The sequence below is a fragment of the Bifidobacterium sp. C0047B3 genome (assembly GCF_056590535.1).
In genome coordinates this window covers 266,272-285,051 of the sequence record NZ_JBWPWH010000001.1, presented here as the reverse complement: position 1 = coordinate 285,051, position 18,780 = coordinate 266,272, and the positions used below count along the sequence as shown (strand labels likewise).

Annotated in this window: 15 protein-coding genes; 3 read left to right on the top strand and 12 right to left on the bottom strand. The window is 44.3% G+C overall.

The genetic code is table 11. The features are described from left to right. Positions 1-80 precede the first annotated feature (80 nt). From metF to leuS, 12 genes are all read right to left on the bottom strand, one after another. Positions 81-935, bottom strand: a complete 855-nt coding sequence (metF, locus tag AC1EKT_RS00965; protein ID WP_481615903.1) for a methylenetetrahydrofolate reductase [NAD(P)H] — start codon at positions 933-935, stop codon at positions 81-83. A gap of 3 nt (positions 936-938) precedes the next feature. Then, positions 939-3,281: a 5-methyltetrahydropteroyltriglutamate--homocysteine S-methyltransferase gene (gene metE / locus AC1EKT_RS00960; protein ID WP_481615902.1), complete on the bottom strand. Its 2,343-nt coding sequence runs from the start codon at positions 3,279-3,281 to the stop codon at positions 939-941. A gap of 118 nt (positions 3,282-3,399) precedes the next feature. Further along, positions 3,400-3,957 carry a SixA phosphatase family protein gene (locus tag AC1EKT_RS00955; RefSeq protein WP_415688055.1) on the bottom strand — a complete coding sequence of 186 codons (558 nt, stop codon included), beginning with the start codon at positions 3,955-3,957 and terminating at the stop codon, positions 3,400-3,402. Between the two features lie 9 nt (positions 3,958-3,966). Continuing rightward, positions 3,967-5,103: a tRNA (adenine-N1)-methyltransferase gene (locus AC1EKT_RS00950; RefSeq protein WP_415688054.1), complete on the bottom strand. Its 1,137-nt coding sequence runs from the start codon at positions 5,101-5,103 to the stop codon at positions 3,967-3,969. Between the two features lie 93 nt (positions 5,104-5,196). After that, on the bottom strand, positions 5,197-6,240 hold the full coding sequence (tsaD, locus tag AC1EKT_RS00945; protein ID WP_004106430.1) for a tRNA (adenosine(37)-N6)-threonylcarbamoyltransferase complex transferase subunit TsaD: 1,044 nt from the start codon (positions 6,238-6,240) through the stop codon (positions 5,197-5,199). Between the two features lie 37 nt (positions 6,241-6,277). Continuing rightward, complete coding sequence (rimI, locus tag AC1EKT_RS00940; protein WP_481615901.1) at positions 6,278-6,793, bottom strand: ribosomal protein S18-alanine N-acetyltransferase; 516 nt, start codon at positions 6,791-6,793, stop codon at positions 6,278-6,280. Between the two features lie 25 nt (positions 6,794-6,818). Continuing rightward, positions 6,819-7,655, bottom strand: a complete 837-nt coding sequence (gene tsaB / locus AC1EKT_RS00935; protein ID WP_481615900.1) for a tRNA (adenosine(37)-N6)-threonylcarbamoyltransferase complex dimerization subunit type 1 TsaB — start codon at positions 7,653-7,655, stop codon at positions 6,819-6,821. Positions 7,656-7,792: 137 nt separating this feature from the next. Continuing rightward, a complete protein-coding gene (tsaE, locus tag AC1EKT_RS00930; protein ID WP_481615899.1) occupies positions 7,793-8,365 on the bottom strand; it encodes a tRNA (adenosine(37)-N6)-threonylcarbamoyltransferase complex ATPase subunit type 1 TsaE in 573 nt (190 codons plus the stop codon). Positions 8,366-8,489: 124 nt separating this feature from the next. Then, on the bottom strand, positions 8,490-9,518 hold the full coding sequence (gene holA, locus AC1EKT_RS00925) for a DNA polymerase III subunit delta (RefSeq protein WP_481615898.1): 1,029 nt from the start codon (positions 9,516-9,518) through the stop codon (positions 8,490-8,492). A gap of 66 nt (positions 9,519-9,584) precedes the next feature. Beyond that, complete coding sequence (locus AC1EKT_RS00920; RefSeq protein ID WP_481615897.1) at positions 9,585-11,276, bottom strand: ComEC/Rec2 family competence protein; 1,692 nt, start codon at positions 11,274-11,276, stop codon at positions 9,585-9,587. A gap of 7 nt (positions 11,277-11,283) precedes the next feature. Then, positions 11,284-12,114, bottom strand: a complete 831-nt coding sequence (locus AC1EKT_RS00915; protein ID WP_481615896.1) for a ComEA family DNA-binding protein — start codon at positions 12,112-12,114, stop codon at positions 11,284-11,286. 158 nt (positions 12,115-12,272) lie between these two features. After that, positions 12,273-15,257: a leucine--tRNA ligase gene (gene leuS / locus AC1EKT_RS00910; protein WP_481615895.1), complete on the bottom strand. Its 2,985-nt coding sequence runs from the start codon at positions 15,255-15,257 to the stop codon at positions 12,273-12,275. A 209-nt stretch (positions 15,258-15,466) separates the two neighbouring features. On the opposite strand from leuS, the gene AC1EKT_RS00905 reads away from it, so the two are divergent. From AC1EKT_RS00905 to AC1EKT_RS00895, 3 genes are all read left to right on the top strand, one after another. After that, positions 15,467-15,925, top strand: coding sequence for a hypothetical protein (locus AC1EKT_RS00905; RefSeq protein ID WP_481615894.1), 459 nt, complete (start codon positions 15,467-15,469; stop codon positions 15,923-15,925). A gap of 54 nt (positions 15,926-15,979) precedes the next feature. Continuing rightward, entirely contained in the window at positions 15,980-16,831 is an 852-nt protein-coding gene (locus AC1EKT_RS00900) for a fructosamine kinase family protein (RefSeq protein WP_481615893.1), read from the top strand. Between the two features lie 124 nt (positions 16,832-16,955). After that, complete coding sequence (locus AC1EKT_RS00895) at positions 16,956-18,665, top strand: substrate-binding domain-containing protein (RefSeq protein ID WP_415689660.1); 1,710 nt, start codon at positions 16,956-16,958, stop codon at positions 18,663-18,665. The last annotated feature ends 115 nt before the right edge of the window (positions 18,666-18,780 follow it).

Here is an 18,780-nt window from a genome sequence, read left to right as displayed (position 1 = left end):
TGGACTTTCCGTCTGAGCAAGCTCACGCTCCGAGTTGCCTTCGCGCGCTACGCTTTAAGCGCTCAGGCAGGTCGTCGCGCCTACCCAATCTTCGTAAAAAGCGGCTTCACATTCGACCAAATCCTGCGCGCAATGCCAGGGTGATTCATGGTATACAAGTGAATACCATCCACACCTTCGGCAATTAAATCGTTAATCTGCTGTGAAGCAAAAATACTACCGGCATCGCGCAAGCAATCAGCGTTACTCCCCCAGCGATCCATCATTGCGGAAACTTGCGAAGTAATGCGAGACGCACACAAGCTTGTCATGCGCTTAACTTGCGAAGCATTCGCAACAGGCATCACGCCAGCTTCAATCGGCACGTTAATGCCGGCCGCACGAGCTAAATCACGGAAGCGCAAAAAATCCTCGTTATCGTAAAAAAGTTGCGAAATTAAATGCGTAACGCCAGCATCAACTTTGCGCTTAAGATTCTCAATATCCGCTTGCAAACTTTCTGCTTCAGGATGCTTCTCCGGGTAGCAAGCGCCCAAAATCGGCAAATCCGGGCGCTTGGAACGAATGTATGAAACCAAGTCACTAGCGTGCTCAAAAACGCCTGCCGCTTCCTGACCCGCAATCACGTCGCCGCGCAAAGCCAAAATGCCGGAAACGCCAGCATTATCAAACATTTCCAAAGCTTCATCAACAGCATCATAATCAAGGTAGCGAGCTGTTAAATGAGCAACTGCGTCAATACCGTATTCGGAGCGAATCGTATGAGCAATACGCGCAGTAGCAGTACGATCCTGCAGCTTTCCAGTGCCGTAAGTAACCGAAATAAAATCCGGGTCAAGACCCTTCAAGCCATCCAAAGTATCGTAAATCGTACCAATAGGAGATGTGCGCTTAGGCGGAAAAACTTCCAGCGAAAACTTTGGTTTATACGGCATAGCTCACCCCCTGCTCTGCTGATCGATTAGCTTGTTATCTTGCAATTCTTCCCTAACCTCGCGAGCAGCAGCAACAAGATTTTCCAAGCTTGGCCAAGTTTCAGCGTCGCCGCGAGTTTTAAGACCGCAATCCGGGTTAATCCAAAGCTTCTGAGCAGGCATCTTGCGCAAAATCTCGTGAATACGCTCCACAAGCTCCGCCTTACCAGGTACGCGCGGAGAATGAATGTCATAAACTCCAGGGCCAGCCTCAGTCTCAAAATGCGCGTCGTGAATAGCATCAAGAACAACCAAGTCGCCGCGAGAAGCCTCGAAAGAAATCACATCCGCATCCATAGCGTCAATATCGCGAATAATGTCATTAAACTCCGAATAGCACATATGCGTGTGAATTTGCGTAGTCGCAGCAACAGCAGAATGAACCAGTCGGAAAGCAGAAATCGCCCAATCCAAATACTTCTTATGCCAATCAGAGCGGCGAAGCGGCAACTTTTCGCGCAAAGCAGCCTCATCAATCTGAATCACACGAATACCCGCACGCTCCAAATCCAACACTTCATCGCGAATAGCAAGAGCCAACTGCTGAGTCTGCTCTTCGTGCGTAATATCCTCGCGAGGCCAAGACCAGTTAAGAATCGTCACAGGACCTGTAAGCATGCCCTTAACAATATGCTTCGTGCAGCTTTGAGCATAAGCGCTCCACTCCACAGTAATTGCAGACTCGCGAGAAACATCCGACCACACGATTGGAGGCTTCACGCAGCGAGTGCCATAAGACTGCACCCAAGCATTCTTCGTAAACTTAAAGCCGCGCAAATGCTGACCGAAATATTCAACCATGTCGTTGCGCTCAAACTCGCCGTGAACAAGCACATCCAAGCCAATTTGCTCCTGATGCTCAATGCACTTAGCAATGCGATCGCGCATAAACTCGTCGTAAGCTTCGCGAGTAATTTCGCCCTTGCGAAGATCAGCACGAGCGTTACGAATATCCTTAGTTTGTGGGAAGGATCCAATAGTTGTTGTTGGCAAATCCGGCAAGCCAAGAGCTTCCTTTTGCAAACGCTGACGTTCCGCCCTTTCCGGAAGTCGCACAAAATCAGAATCCTTAAGATTCGCAAGACGATTGGCAACAGCAGCATCCGCTTTCACGCGCGAACCGTCAAATAAAGCCTGATTTTTAGCCAAAACGTTACTAGATTTGCGGCTTTCGTCACTTTCTACAGCAAGATTGGCAATATCGCGAATCTCTTGCAACTTTTCAACAGCAAAAGCAAAATGTTGCAAAACATCCGCACCCAAAGCATCCTCACCAACAGTGCTAAAAGGCACGTGAAGAAGCGAGCAAGCAGTAGAAACAGCCACGCGATCCGTAATATTCTCGCGCAAAGCGTCAACCAAACCAAGGCTCACAGCATAATCGTTGCGCCAAATATTACGGCCGTTCACAACGCCTGCAAAAAGCGTAGTTTTTTCGTTCACACCATAACGCTCAATGGCTGCAAGATTTTCTTCCTTGCCTTCCACCAAATCAACGCCAACGCCGTCAAAACCAAGATTATTCACAGTTTCGTAAGCGTCAGCAATATTGCCAAAATAAGTGTTAAGAAGAAGCTTAACTTCCGCGCTCCTAGCATCAAGCAAAGGCTTATACAAAGCTTCAAAAAGCTCCAAATCGCCTTCTTCTTTATCCAAAGCCAAATAAGGCTCATCAAATTGCAACCAAGTTGCGTGAAGCTCGCCAAAACGCTTAACAATACTCGCATAAGCAAAAGCCAGAGCTGAAATCACAGACTCAGTTACTTTCAACTCCTGCGCTTCAGGAGTACGAGCCAACTTCAAGAATGTGTACGGGCCAATCAGCACAGGCTTCGTTTCCAAACCCTGCGCGCGAGCCTCCAAAAACTCGTCAAAAGGCTTAGTTCCAGCCAAACGCAAGTCTTCCGGATTCTCAACTTCCGGAACAATATAGTGGTAGTTCGTAGTAAACCACTTCTTCATCGGCAAAGCCGTCACATCTCCGCGCTCACCCTGATAGCCGCGCGCAATAGCAAAAAGCGTATCCTCAGCATGCTCAAAATTCAAAGCATTATAACGCTCAGGCACAGCACCAAGCAAAATAGCCGTATCGAGCATTTGATCATAGTAGCTAAAATCGTTACTTGGAATTAAATCAATCCCAGCTTCAGCTTGCAAACGCCAATGCTTAGCACGCAAAGATTGAGCAACTTCACGCACTTCATCCAAAGAAGCATCCTGCTTCCAGTAACGTTCAATAATCTTTTTCAACTCACGATTAGCACCAATACGTGGAAAACCGGAAACCGAAGTAAAAACCGCAGACATACATCCTCCAAAAAATTTCTTTGACTCGCTTTAGCCTAGCAAAGAAATGCTTGAATGCGGTCATTCAAGAACTTGGGGTGTCGTTATAAGCTTAATTTATATGCTTAATTTCGTGTGGTTATGCAAAGGATTTGGGGGTGAGGATTGCGAGGGCTGTTGCGCCGCGCAAGCCGCAAGTTGCGAATGGGCGATCAGACACAAGCACCACAATCGACGCATTAGCAAGCCCCAAACGCATCGCCCCAAGCACATCGGGATCCGAATCCGGCGAAGAAAGCCACTGCGCAGCCATCGACATCGTTGGCTCATGACCCACAATCATCGTCGTATGAACATCGCTTCGAACCGCTTGCAACTCGGTCATAACCGACTGCATACCGCCATCGTAAAGACTTTTGCGTGACTCAACCACAGGCGCATCGCCAAACCGCTTCAACATTCGCTTCAAAGTTTGCTCAGTGCGATTCGCGCTAGAACACACAATATAATCCGGCACAAGCTTCAAAGATTCCAAGCCTTTTGCCATAATTTTCGCCTGCTTTAAGCCCTTATCTGTAAGGCCACGACCCCAGTCGTCGCCCATTTGAGGAGCTTCCGCCTTCGCATGACGCATCAGCAACAAAACATACTTACTATGGTGTGCTTTCTTCATAAGCTTTTTCATTGGTGATGCCATAATGCTCTCCTACTTAGCTTGAGTATGCGCTGATTGTTGTGCAGACTGCGGATTTTGCAAATCTTGCGACTGCGAATCTTGCGGCAATTGCGCAAGTTGCACGTCTAAATCGCGCAAAACTTTACGCAATTTACGATCCGAAATATCGCGCAAAGACAAGTCTTCCAACTGCTCAGCGCGCTCTTCTGCTGTCATATCGTCAATATCGCTCACAGTATCTTTAGTACCGTGCTCGCGCTTCTTCAAAGCGCTAAAACCTTCTGCCATTGCGCGCGAAACAATCAAAAATCCCGTGTGACCAATCATCGCGTGATCCGGGCGCACAGCCAAACCTTGCGCTTTCCACGTGCGCTCCAATGTTTCCTGAATTTCCGACTCGGTCCACACGCCGCTTTCTCGCAAAGCTTCAGCCATTCGAGACATTTGCGTAGTAGTCGTCACGTACGCAATAAGCACGCCTCCCGGCACAATAACGCGATGCGCTTGTTCGAGGCGATTCCAAGGGTCAAGCATGTCGAGCATAATGCGATCCACGCTGTGCGCGTCTAAAGTTTTTGCAACAGAATCAAAATCGCCAGTAAGCAAATTCCACCATTCTGGACGCTTTCCGTAGTACAAAGTTGCGTTAGATTCAGCAATTCGCGCAAAATCCGGGCGAAGCTCAATCGTCGTAAGCTTTCCGCACTCCCCAACTGCGTCCAAAAGACTTAAGCTCATAGCTCCAGAGCCTGCACCCGACTCCAAAACGCGCATGCCGGAGCGAATATCTCCTAAAGCGATTACTTGAGCAATATCTTTCGGATACATAATTTGCGCGCCTCTAGGCATAGAAAGCACGTAGTCAACCATGCGCGGTCGCATAACTACGTAATCCCAGCCACCAATAGCGCGTGCTGCTTTCCAAGGCTTGTTGGACGATTTAGAAGGATCAACAATAGTTTGCTGAGCTTCGCGCTTTGCGCTAACAGTAGTAATTACAACGCCTTCGCTTTGACCAATCACGTCGTCGTGACAAATAAGACCGTGCTCAGTTTGCGTAACACCGCCTGCAACAAGTTGTGCAGTAATTCGCTTACCTTTACGATCGGTGAATTGAATCTTCTCACCTACTCGCAACACTCCACTACGCGAATTAACTGACTGCACAAAACACCTCACTTATTTTAGAGCGACTTTTTAGTACGACTTTTATTACTAATTTTTAGCGACTTTTTAGCGCGATTTTTATTATTTCTACTATTATAAGCTCACCGTTGTAAGCGGCATAGCAGAATCGATTGCAAAATCAGGAGCAGAAGGACGAACACCTGCTTCCACCAAATTCACGCCGAGCATTGCAACCATCGCACCGTTATCCGTGCAAAGCTTAAGCTCCGGCAAACGCACTTCAATTCCATGCTCTTTGCCACAAGCCAACAAATGCTCACGAAGCTGCGAATTAGCGGAGAAGCCGCCGCCAATCATCAACGTTTTAGAGCCGTACTGCTCGCAGCCCATCATAGCTTTTCTGGAAAGCACTTCCGCCACAGAATTAGCCAAAGAAGCACACACGTCGTCAACTGGAATTTCAAGCCCCTGAGCCTCGCGCGCTTCAACCCAGCGAGCAACAGCAGTTTTTACGCCCGAGAAGCTGAAATCGTAAGGATGCTCTTTGCCGGAACGACCTTGCGTCAAACCTTGCGGAACTTTCAAAGTATCCGGATTTCCAAGCCTTCCATGCCTGTCAATATGAGGGCCACCCGGGTATGGGAATCCAAGCAAGCGCGCAACTTTATCGAAGCACTCGCCGGCAGCATCGTCCAAAGTTGTGCCAACAACGTCAATACTTCTAGCAATATCGTTCACGTGAAGAAGCGAAGTGTGGCCGCCGGAAACAATTAAAGCAAGCACATCTTCCGGCACGTCACCGAATTGCAATTGCGTTACTGCAATATGCCCGATTACGTGATTAATGCCATAAATCGGCTTATTTGCAGCCCAAGCTAGCGCTTTAGCTCCCGAAACACCCACAGCTAAGCAGCCAGCTAAACCAGGACCTGCGCTTACTGCAATCGCGTCAACATCGCTTAAATCCATGTTTGCGTCTGCTAAAGCTTTAGAAACAACCGGCACGAAAGCTTCGGCGTGAGCGCGAGAAGCAATTTCTGGAATCACGCCACCGTAGCGCGCGTGCTCTTGCATTGAAGATGCCACCACATTTGATACCAACGTGCGTCCGCGCACAATAGCTGCGGCAGTTTCGTCACAAGTTGATTCAATTCCCAATACGATTGCTTCGCTCATTTTATTCCTCGTTATTCCTCGTTATTCCTCAGTTCCGTTATTTTTTTGCGGTTAGATCAGCGCACATTGTGTACGCATCCACGCCTTCCGGCTGATAGTAACGTTTTCGCAAACCCATTTTCTTAAAACCAAAGCGTTCATACAACGCGAGCGCAGGAACATTGTCAACTCGAACTTCTAGCAGCATACGTTTGGCACCAATTTTTTCTGCGGTTTTGATCATAGTTGATAAAAGTTCCGACGCTAAGCCTTTTCTTTGATATTTTTTCACAACGCCGATTGTCATTATTTGCGCATCGTCGCCGTCAAACCAGTAGCCTGCATACCCGCATAACGTATGCGTATTTCCGTCGATTTGAGCGTAATACGCGCGCATAGGAGCTTGTAATTCTTGCGAAATCATACTCTCATTCCATGAGCCTTTGCCAAACAAATCGGCTTCGATAGGAGCTATTTTTTGCGCTAACTCATCGCAAGTAAAATCGCATTTCGGCACTATATTGCAATTCTCGGCTACTGCTGGAAATTTAGAATGCGTTATATCAACAATCATAATTACTCAAATCGTTAAAACGCTTCTATTTTTCTTTTGCTTTATTCGCTTCGCCAGATCCAAGCACATGCTTAAGCGGATTTGGCACAGACACGTCCGGACGGCGCAAATAAAGCGGTTCAACAGCTTTTACGTGCTCATTTTTATTGGCACATTCCAAAGAGCACTGCTCGAAAATTTTCAAACCGCTTGAGTCCAAGTCAAGCGCAGAAACTTCTGCAATAACGCCAACATGCGCGATATTTCGCCAATCCTCAACGTACTTTTTAGCACCGTGACCGAGCACATCCACGCAATAATTTTCGCCATTTTCGCTCGCTAAATACTCGTTTACACGAGTCACAACGTTTTGCGGATAGTCAATATCCATATTTATCAGCGCATTGCCTTCGTTATCGTACAAAGACATGTACACTTGGCGACGGCGCGCATCGTTTAGCGAAAGCACGTAGTGGCGAATAGTAGAGTCGCAAGAATCCACAGACTCCACAGAATCCGGAATATTTAGTAGCAAATCCTTGCAAATAACGCCATTTTTGAGCGCTTCTTCAAACGCGCCGGAACGCATCATAAGGCTTTGAGGAAGAAGACTATCACAACCCAAAATTTCAGCATTATTTGCAAACGCAATCGCTTTTGCTGCAACTAATCCTGCGCGAAGACCAGTAAAAGGAGCAGGACCTACTCCCACAACCACGCGATCAATATCCGAAGGCTTAAGCCCCGCATTTTCCACGACTTTTGCAATATTTACTTGCAAACGCTCCACGTGAGTGCGAGAGTCGGTTTCAACAATCGGCTCATGGCCCACAATTCCAACAGTAGAGCCAAATGATGTGTCAATAATCAGCGTATTACTCATGTTTATTCCTCGAAATCACGTACCAGACTAGCTTACTCGCTTAGCACAACTTGCGTTATTTGTTGCGTTATTTGTTGCGTTATTTATTGCGATATTTACTTGCGCATTACTCGCAATATTTACTCGCGTATTTCTAGTTACAATTTTGCAAGTCGATTAAGCCAATCCTTGCCAACAGCTTTCAAAGTTACGATTCGCTCACCGTCGCTAGTAAAATCGTCTACTTGCGAAGAGTCAATAGGTCTTGCAATATGAACCTCTAAGCGCTCAGACGCAAGCACTCCAGCCATTTGCTCACCCCACTCCATAAGCACAACAGTGCCATCTCCCGGCTCTTCCAAAGCTTCGTCAAGCCCCAAAGATTCAAGCTCGTCAAGCAAACGCGAAACAGTATCTTGACCCGGAGCAAAATCTTCGCCACCCAAACGGTAAGCGTCAACGTGAATTAAAGTCGCAGGCTTGCCATCCGCAAAAGTGCCATGCAATTCTCGCGCAATCGTAAAAGTTGGAGACACAATCGGCTCACTAATTGAAAGCCCTGCGCCAAAACCTTGCGCAAACGTTGTTTTACCAGCTCCAAGAGGGCCAGAAAGCAGCAAAACGTCGCCTTCTTTAACTAGTTTTGCCACAGCTTTGCCAAGCTCACGCATATCAGTATCCGTAGGCACAGTACGCACTTTTTGCTGTTCTGACACCGTTTCTTCTTTCATACTTAACACAATCTTTCTAATTTGCAGTTATTAATTTACGATTTTTAATTTACGTTTCCTATTTGCGTTTCCTATTTACGTTTCCTATTTGCGTTTCCTATTTACGATTCTTAATTTACGCTTTCTAATTTCCTCGAGACGCAATGAGCATAATACATTTTTCAAGCGCATAATTCGCGTCACTAGATCCGCCTTTGCATTGCTCATCCGCCCAAGCTAAAGATTGCAAACATTTAGAAACACCTGCACTATTCCATCCAGCAAGCTGACGCATTGCCATTTTCAGCGCCCACGGGTTTACTTTCGCTTCAGCACTAGAAATCGTGCCGTTACGAACCGCCATTGCGAGCGCAATTACGCGTACTTTTGCAGCCAAAGCACCTATTAATGCTATGGCGTCAACTCCTTGAGCAATTGCAGTTCTTGCTGCAAGCACAGCAGAACCTGCATGACCTGCAACAGCTTTATCTGCAACAAAAAAGCCGGTAACTTGCGGATCTGCAATCAAGTATCGGTCGACAATATCAAGCGTTATTGGATTATCGTCATAGTCGAAGCATAATTGCGAGCATAATGCTGCAAGCTCCCCTGTTTTACTTCCCAAAACTGACACAAGACGTTGTGCTGCTTGAGGCTCAACGCTTCGATTGTGACGCTCAAATATGCTCATAACGAAGTTGAGTTTTGCATCGTCTTTTTTAAGATCCGGCACTGTGATTGTGTTTGCACCAGCTTTTGTAAGGCGCGTAATAATAGACTTTCCTTTAAGCCCACCTTCGTGACGTGCAATAACCCAAGTTGCAGAAGAGTCTACAAAATTATTTTCGTTATTTTCACTATTTTGCGCATTATTTTCACTATTTTGCGCTTGTTTGCAGAAATTTTCGATTGCGTCTACTAAAGACTCGTCTGCTTGTTGCAAATTATTTATTATTACAATCGTTCCGTCGCCGAAAAGCGAAGGACCTACAGCTTCGTCAAATGCGTACTGATCCGCAGTTGATGCATCGAGTTCAATAATTTCAGCATCCGGAGCACTTTTTTGAACTTTTTCACGCACATTTCGAGCATTAAGCTCGTTTAAGTAAGCGTCACCTCCAACTACCAGCGTAACTGGCATAACGCGTTGCGCGCGCTTATTATTTGCTGCCATAATGCTCCTTAAACCAACCAACTCTTAACCATCATAATATTGCATTCGAATATGCGTGCGTGTTTGCTACTCTTCGAAAATTTTCTCTGCTTCTCGTAACGTTCGCTTTGCAGAAGCAGACCACAATTGACCAATTATGCTAGCTCTTTGAACATAATACTTATTGCGAAAAGCTCGCAAAGTTAGCATAAACAAAGCCAATATCACAAATTCTGCGCACAACATTGCCCACGCTCCTGCAACACCTTTTATCCATGGAAACACGCCAAAAGATACTTCATCGCACCAACACGCGCACTTTTGCATAAAGCTTGTTCCAATTGATGAAGCTCTCGCGAAAATAAGCGATAATCCATCGTTAAAGCTCGCACAAACTAGCGAAATTAATCCAAACACTGTTGCCCAATCCATAAGAGGCGCAACTATTAAGTTAGCTGGCACAGACATAAAAGACACTTCCGGTTGCATAAGAATTTGCACTGGCATAGTCCAAAATTGTGCAGAAAGCGTTATAGCTAGCGCAGAAGCAACACAAGATGGCATATATTTTGCAAACGTTTTAGAAATCGGCACTCCCATAACAACAATTCCCAAAGTTGCCGCTGAAGAAAGAGCAAAAGCATAATCCCAAGCGTATGAAGGATTTACTAGTAGCACGCCTATAACAGTCCAACTTAAAGCACTAGCTGACTGGTATGGGCGTTTGCAACACCATGCAACTGCGGATATTATTCCCATAATTAACGCTCTAAGCACAGACGCAGAAGGGTAAACTATTGCAGCCAAAGCAATTTGAAACATCATTTGTATTAAAGATGTAGACCAACGAGGCAACAGTAATCGTGCGCAAAACTTGCGAATAATCATACTAAGTAGCAAAAAGTGTCCACCTGAAACTGCCATAACATGCATGATTCCAGCATGTTGAAAATGTTGACGCGTCATATTCGCATAAGTTTCGTCGACCGGCTCAAACGAACTTACATCCTCTACTGGCACATATTCTTGCCCAAGCATGCCAACAGTTACTCCAGGGACCAACATTCTGCCTTGCATATCGAGCTTATTTGTTACGTCATAAAACGATTTCCACAAATTACTAACAGCTTTATGCCAAAAGTCTGAGTCTTGTAAAACATGCAAGTTTCGTTGAGTTTTTTCTACGTGCAATTCAGGCTTACTACTATCAAATCTCGAAGCTTTTACGCTAACCGGAACGCTTAGGCTCGAACCATAACTAAGTTGCTTGCATATTGGCAAATACGCATACAGTCGCGCTTGAACGTAACTTTTTTGCGCATCAAACTTATGCACTTGAACATTTGCTTGGCAATCTCCTTTAAAACTTCTAGACGAGCGCACAGGAGTAACTACTGTAAATTCTGCAAAATGCGCGCGTTCGGCATTATTTCCTTGAGAATACAGTGCTTTAGTAGGATTATTGCCGCGTATTTCTCGCATAATAACGTCACCAGATATCACATATTGAGTTATGTACGAGAGCATGCACGCCGCTACAAAAACATTTATTATTACTAAAACTGTTCTGCGCCATATAAAAAACTTAAATTTTTTGCAAAATATAAAAATCGAAACTATAGTTGCATTGAATAAAACTATTGAAATGCAATAAATTATAGTAAAATCATATAAGAATTTTCCAATTAAGCACCCAGCCCAGCACGCTGCAGCGACAGGAATCATACGAAAGTCACGACTTCCAGAAACGTTTTCTACTTTTTCTACGTTTTCTCGCATAATTCACCTATTTGACGTCAACATTCCCACGGAATTTATTCAAGGTTTTAGGCCCGATTCCTTTAATTTGCATCAAATCTTCTAAACTGCGAAAATAACCAACTCTTTTACGCTGAGCAATAATGCGCGCAGCAGTTTTGGGGCCGATTCCTTTTAAGGTTTCTAGTTGATCAAGCGTTGCCGTGTTTATATTGATTCTGCCAGTGTTACTTTGATTAGAAGCAGTATTTTCGTTGCTTTTGTCTCTTTTGTTACTCACGTCGCTTTTATTGCTTCTGTCGCTTTTGTTGCTCACGTCGCTTTTGTCGTCACTGTCACCTTTATTTCCTCTGTTGCCTTTACTTCCGTCACCTCCGTCGCTTCCGCTGTTTCCGTCACCTCCGCTGTTTTCGTCGCTTTCATTACTTACACTTTTTTCTTCATCATCATTTTTATTGTTACCTTTTAAATCGCTAAAAGAAGGCTTTTCGCGGCTAGTATCGTCGTTTTCTATTGCAAACGCGTCCGCTTTTTCGTTCTGAACTCGTTGATATGTTAAGGATTGAGAAATAAGCATTGTCAAGCTTGCACAAAGAGCCGCAACTAGTATCAGCATTAAAGCAAGCGTATGTACAGGCTTCATGTGAAATCTAGGAGAAGTTTTGCTACTTATAATTTCTTCATCAAAAGAATTACAAGCTTTTTCGCAATAGTCGTCACTAAAATTTTTATCAAAATTGCTGTTAGAAAATTCTCCTAAAGACGTTGCAATTCGCCTCCTAGGCAAATCAGACGCAGGCTTATTAAACCTAAAATTATGCGCATAATTCTGACCAAAATTCTGCTCAAAGTCTTCCATAAATCCCCCAACTCTTAAAGTTCTTAACTTAACTATTGGGCAACTTATAGCACTTCGCAACAAAAATCCGCGCCTGTGGTTAAAAGCAAAAAATGCTGTGAAGCGCGAAAGCAGATCGTCGCTCACAGCATTTTAATTAAGCAGATTTTAGCCTTGACTCAGCTTTCATCTGGCACAATAGACACAATCTTCGGAGCCTTCACAATCACCTTGCGCGGAGCCTTACCGCCCAAGCGATCAGCTACAGCTTCTAGCGCAAGCTTTTCAAGCTCAGAAGCGTCAATATTTGGATCAACTTCAAGCTTTGCGCGAACCTTGCCTTTTATTTGCACAACGGCAGTAACAGTATCCTCACCAACGTAACGAGCATCTGCAACAGGCCAATCTGCGTGAGCAATAGACTTATCATGCCCAAGCTTGCTCCACATTTCTTCGCAAATATGCGGCGCAATTGGAGCCAACATAAGAACCAGCGGCTCAACAGCTGCGCGAGGCACGTGAGGAAGCGAAGTCAAGTGGTTGTTCAACACAATCAGCTTAGCAATTGCAGTATTTGGACGCATTGCTTCCATTTCCACAGTCACTTCTGCAATTGTGTTGTTAAGAATCTTCAACGTCTTCTCATCCAAAGCGTCGTCGGTTACTACGCAAGCTCCGGTTTCTTCGTTAACAACGTTACGCCACAAGCGCTGCAAGAATCGCATGCCACCAACAACGTTACGCGTATTCCACGGACGAGATTCAGAAAGCGGACCCATGCTCATTTCATACAAGCGGAACGTATCTGCACCGTAGTTTTCATACATGTAGTCTGGTGTCACAATATTCTTTAAGCTCTTGCCCATTTTGCCGAACTCGCGGTTCACGCTCTCGCCATGCCACGTAAAGGTTGGCTCACCAGCACCGTTTGAAGCACCTTCTTCAACCTCATCAGCAGGAACGTACTGTCCGCGCTCATCCGTATAAGCGTAAGCCTGAATCATGCCCTGGTTAAACAAGCGGTGGAATGGTTCAGCAGAATCCACGTAACCCAAGTCGTAAAGCGCCTTATGCCAGAAGCGCGAGTAAAGCAAATGCAAAACTGCGTGCTCTACACCACCAACATAAAGGTCAACACCACCTGAAACATGCTCTTTGCCTGGACGGTTTGTGCCCATCCAGTAGTCGTATTCGTCGCTGTCAACCATATGCTCAGCATCGTTTGGATCCAAGTAGCGCATGTAATACCAGCAAGAACCAGCCCAGTTTGGCATAGTGTTGGTGTCGCGATAGTAGGTTTTTACGCCGTCGCCAAGGTCGAGCTGAACTTTTACCCAATCATCGTTTCGGCTCAAAGGTGCTTCAGGCTCCGAATTTGCGTCGTCTGGAGCGTAAGTTTTCGGCTGATAGTCTGGAACATCCGGCAAAGCAATTGGAAGCTCGCTATCTGGAACTAAGTGAGCAACACCGTCCTCATCGTAAACGATTGGGAATGGCTCACCCCAGTAGCGCTGGCGAGAGAACAGCCAGTCGCGAAGTCGGTAAGAAACCCTACCTTTTCCTACGCCTGCAGCTTCAAGCCAAGTCGTCACCTTTTTAATAGCTTCATCCACGCGCAAACCGTTAATAGACAAAGCATCGCCAAGCTTATGCGTATGCTCTACTGCTGAATTAATAGCAATTCCGTCGTGAGAAACAAATGGAGCTTTACCTTCGTAATCCGCCAACTTTTCTTCGGAATCAGGCAAAGGCTCAACAGTGTAAATTACTGGCAAACCGAATGCTTTTGCGAAATCGTAATCGCGCTGGTCGCCGCCAGGAACTGCCATAATTGCGCCTGTGCCGTAGCCCATAAGCACGTAGTCAGCAGCAAACAGTGGAAGTTTTGCTCCAGTTACAGGATTAATTGCATAAAGACCCGTGAACAAGCCTGTTTTAGCGCCCGCATCTTCCGTGCGATCTTTAGCAGTCTTCGCGCGAGCTTGAGCTTGATACTCTGCCAAGCCTTCTTTAAGACTTGCATAACCGCCCTTCCAGCTTTCTGGAACGTCCGCACCCCAAGCTTCTGGAACATGCTCAAGAATTGGGTGATCAACAGAAACAACCGCAAAAGTTGTGCCAAAAAGCGTGTCTGGACGAGTAGTGTACACTTCCAAATCACGAGTTTCGCCGTCAGCACATGGCACTTCAAAGTGCACAGATGCACCGTGAGATTCGCCAATCCAGTTGCGCTGCATAAGCTTAACTTTTTCCGGCCAATCAATAGTATTCAAATCTTCTACCAAGCGGTGTCCGTAAGCGGTAATTCGCATGGACCACTGGCGAAGGTTACGCTGGAATACTGGGAAGTTTCCGCGCTCAGACTTACCTTCTGCAGTAACTTCCTCGTTTGCGAGTACGGTTCCCAAGCCTGGGCACCAATTTACAGGAGATTTAGAAATATAAGCAATGCGGAAATCATTCAACACATCTGCTTGCTCTACTTTATTAAGCTCTTCCCACTTTTTGCCTGCAAAACCAGGAATTTCGCGCTTGCCACTCTTAAACTCATCAACAAGTTCAGCAATCGGACGAGCAGAACCCTTTCCGCCGTCTTTGCGCACAAAATCAGTGTCATACCAAGCGTCATAAAGCTTCGAGAAAATCCATTGCGTCCAACGCACATAATTCGTGTCAATAGTTGCAAAAGACCTACGATCGTCAAAGCTCAAGCCCATGCGGTGCAACTGCCTGCGCATATTAGCAATGTTCGCCTCAGTGGTGATGCGTGGATGCTGACCAGTTTGAACAGCATACTGTTCTGCTGGCAAACCAAAAGCGTCGTAACCCATTGCGTGAAGCACGTTTTCGCCCTTCATGCGATGGTAGCGGCTTACAACATCCGTTGCCAAGTATCCAAGAGGATGTCCAACGTGCAAGCCCTTGCCAGAAGGATACGGGAACATGTCCATTGCAAAGAAAGAAGGACGACCGTCAGCATTCCTGCCTTCGCCATCCTTCAAATTGCCCTTAACATTAGCAGCCCAGAATGTGCCCTGCTCGTCCCAGGTTTTTTGCCAGCGCTGCTCAATATCTTGTGCGAGCTGCGCGTTGTAACGAAAAGCTGGCTCAGCAATAGTAGCTTTGTTGTCAGCTGTTGCATACTGTTGATCGTTGTCGTTCATACCCTAGGACTATAGCGTCTAATATCGTCATTACGCAACACTTTTTACAAGTTTTGTTAAGAAAAATATGCTTTTTACGAAAGTTTTACTGTTTAATGCAATAAATTTATGCAAACAAGCTTTTTCATAAAATCCGTTATTACAATAGTAAACAAAACAATAGTAAACAAATTATTATTAAATAACTTTTTAATACAAGAGGTTAAGAATTGAAAGTACCGAAGAATACACTACTACTTATTGCTTGTTTAGTTTGGGCAGCAGCAGGCTTTAATATTCTGAATATTGGGCTGTTAGCATACCAAAATTATTTGCAACCACTAAATTACGCTTTATCGTTATTAGTTTTTGTCATATTCCAATTCCTAATTTTTGGCAAGCTCGTAAAAAAGCATACTCAAAGAATTAACGGCTATGCGGAAGAAAAGCAATTTTTCCTAAAATTCTTTGACATAAAATCCTTCATAATTATGGCTTTTATGATGACAGGCGGAATTACTTTGCGCGCAACTAACGCAGCTCCAGAACAGTTTATTGCAGTGTTCTACACAGGCTTAGGAACTGCACTATTTTTAGCAGGATTACTTTTTGGTTATCAATTTGCAAAAACACTCTGCCCTGCACTTAAACACAAAGCATCTGATTGTGCTAATACTTCAGTAAAATAGTGGGTTTGGGAATAATTTAATTTATTAATAAATATTTTATTAAGTATGTAGCGCATGTTTCGTATGCGCTACTACGTTAAGAAGGCTTCTATGAACAACGCTGTATATAAGAAAAGTAGATTATACGCGCCTGAGCGTTTCTTTGAATGCGAAGGTAAAGGCTTAAAATGGCTTTCTGAAGCTCACAAATACGGCGGCCCTAGAGTGGCTGAAGTATTTGATTGGGGAAACGGTTACCTTAATATTGAGCGCATTGAAACTCACTCAGCAACACCACTTGCTGCATTTGAGTTTGGTGCAGCGCTTGCTCATATGCACGATTACGGTGCAAAATATTTTGGTGAAGCACCAGCAGATTACGATGGCACATGCTATTTTGGACCTTTAAGCGATCCAGTTGAAATGCCAACTGGCACTTGGAGTAATGTTATTGACTACCTTGCGGACGGACGATTGCGCCCTATGGTTGATCTTGGGATTGCTCGCGGAGAGCTTACTAAAAGCGATTTAGATCTTACAAACGAAGTTATTGATGCGCTGCCTGATTTATTAGGAAAAGCTGCAGAAGATAAGCCTGCTCGAGTTCACGGAGACTTGTGGAGTGGAAACGTGTTATGGACTAAAAGCTCAGACGGCGAACACACTGAAGCTGTTCTAATAGACCCTGCAGCACATGGTGGGCACCGCGAAGAAGACTTAGCAATGCTTCATCTATTTGGAATCAGCTATTTTAAGCAGATTTTAGACGGCTATCAGTCTGTTCACCCACTTAAAGCAGGTTTTGAGCAGCGCATGATTATCTGGCAGCTCTACCCTATTGCAGGACATTGCGTGTTCTTTGGTGGAGGTTACGTGAGCGAATACCGTAATATGTGCAAAAGTCTTATAAAAAGTTCTATAAGATAATTTTGCTCACTAAAACAGCAACGTAAAGTATTTAGCACACAGCTATATACAATGTTAGAAGATAGTTACAAGTAGAACACATATAGACAGCAACAGATAGACCACGAAACGAGAGGTCACTACTATGATTCGTTTGTGCAACAGAACTATGCATCGTTCTTTAGTTATGCTTGCAGCATTAGTTACGATGCTTTTTGTTGTTAGCTCGTGCGCAAGTTCAACAAAAACTTCTTTAAAATCTGAAAATAAAGAACAAGCGAGTCACGGTAACGTTATTGTTTTTACTCCAGCAGATGGATTATCAATAACACGCAATAAACCTTTAAGCACGTGGGACATATTGGTTCCAGAATTAATAAAATCGTTAAAAGATAAGGGATTTGACGATAATTCTATTACTACTAAAACTTCTTCTAGCCTTTCAGAACAAAGCCGCGATGTTCAAGATTATGTAGTAAATTTGCTAAGCTCATTGAACAATGCAAAACAGAATAATTCAGGAAAGCACAATTCTGTTTCTGAAAATTCAAAAATCAAAAAACAATTAAGCAAAACGACAATTGTTATAGCTCCATGGACTAGCAAAAACGGCAATAATAACTATGGAGATTATGCAACATTACCTGCATCTAATTCTGAAAATACGCAAAAATCAGATACTCAAGGCTTAAATTTACAAAATAACGACAATTCTCAATCATCCAAAGATGAGCTTAATGCAGAAAAACGATTGGCATCATCACTTAGCCTAGCAAAAAAGGCAGGAATCCACGTTGTTATGCTCTCACGGAGTGTTAGCGGTTTCAAACCTGATGTGATGTTCCATTTATCTGACGCAAGAACCATTGGCGAAATTCAAGCAACGACTCTGGTACAAAAAATAGCTCTAGATCGTGCAACTAAAGAAAATCCACGCTATATTGAAGTTCTTTTGCCATGCCACAATCAAAAAAATATTAATGCAAACAATCACAACCAACAAAATGGCAGCGACGAAACAAGCGAGGATGATGACTCTAAAAACAATACACATGCAAATGGCGAAACAGAATTCAATGATGATTTTGCTGAAGAAGCATTCGATGGAATTTGGAAAGTTTTGAGACCATATTTTGCTTCTGGAACATTAATAAGTACTTCTGGAAGATTGAATGTGAATAGTAGCGAAAAAGACTGGACAAATGTTGCTTTCGACGCAGATGCAGCTGACTCTGTGAAAAATGAGTTAACAAAACGAATTACGAGAAGCACGAGTCTTTTTACACATTCAAGGCATCGCGTTGATGGAATTATTGCGCTCGATGATCAAATTGCTTTACAAGCTGTACAAGCACTAAACGATCTTGGTTATGAAGGAAGCGCAGCAGACATAAACCCATCTTTCAATTTGCCGGACGTTATCGGAAACTTTATAGGAAAACGAGATCTTAATAAAAGACCAGTTCCTGCTCCAAAAGATTCTGCAAAGAAATCCGAAAAAGAATTAAAACAAAAGCAGAAAAAAGATGAGGAAGAAGAATCAGAAGCAAAGAAATGGCCAGTAATAACTGGTTATGGCGCGTACAAAAATATTATGCCAAACATTGTGAACGGAAAGCAGTGGATGACATCTATAGAAAATCATAAGAAGATTGTTCAAGATCTTACTGCTACTTGTTATTCTTTGAACAAAAACGGTAAGCTTGACAAAAAAATCGCTACAGTGCAAACAAAAATTGAGCATGGTGAAACTGTCCCTACTGTTAACGAGCAACTAGTGGCAGTAAGCGCAACAAATCTAAAGTCGCTTTTAATTGACCCAGGCTACATATCATTAGCAGACGCAGGCTTGTAAATACAATTTTTGAATACGAGTTACGTTACGCAAGTTGCGTAATACAAGTTGCGTTACGCGAGTTGCGTTACGCAAACTATGTAACGCAAACTATATTCCAAGACTTTACACGCAG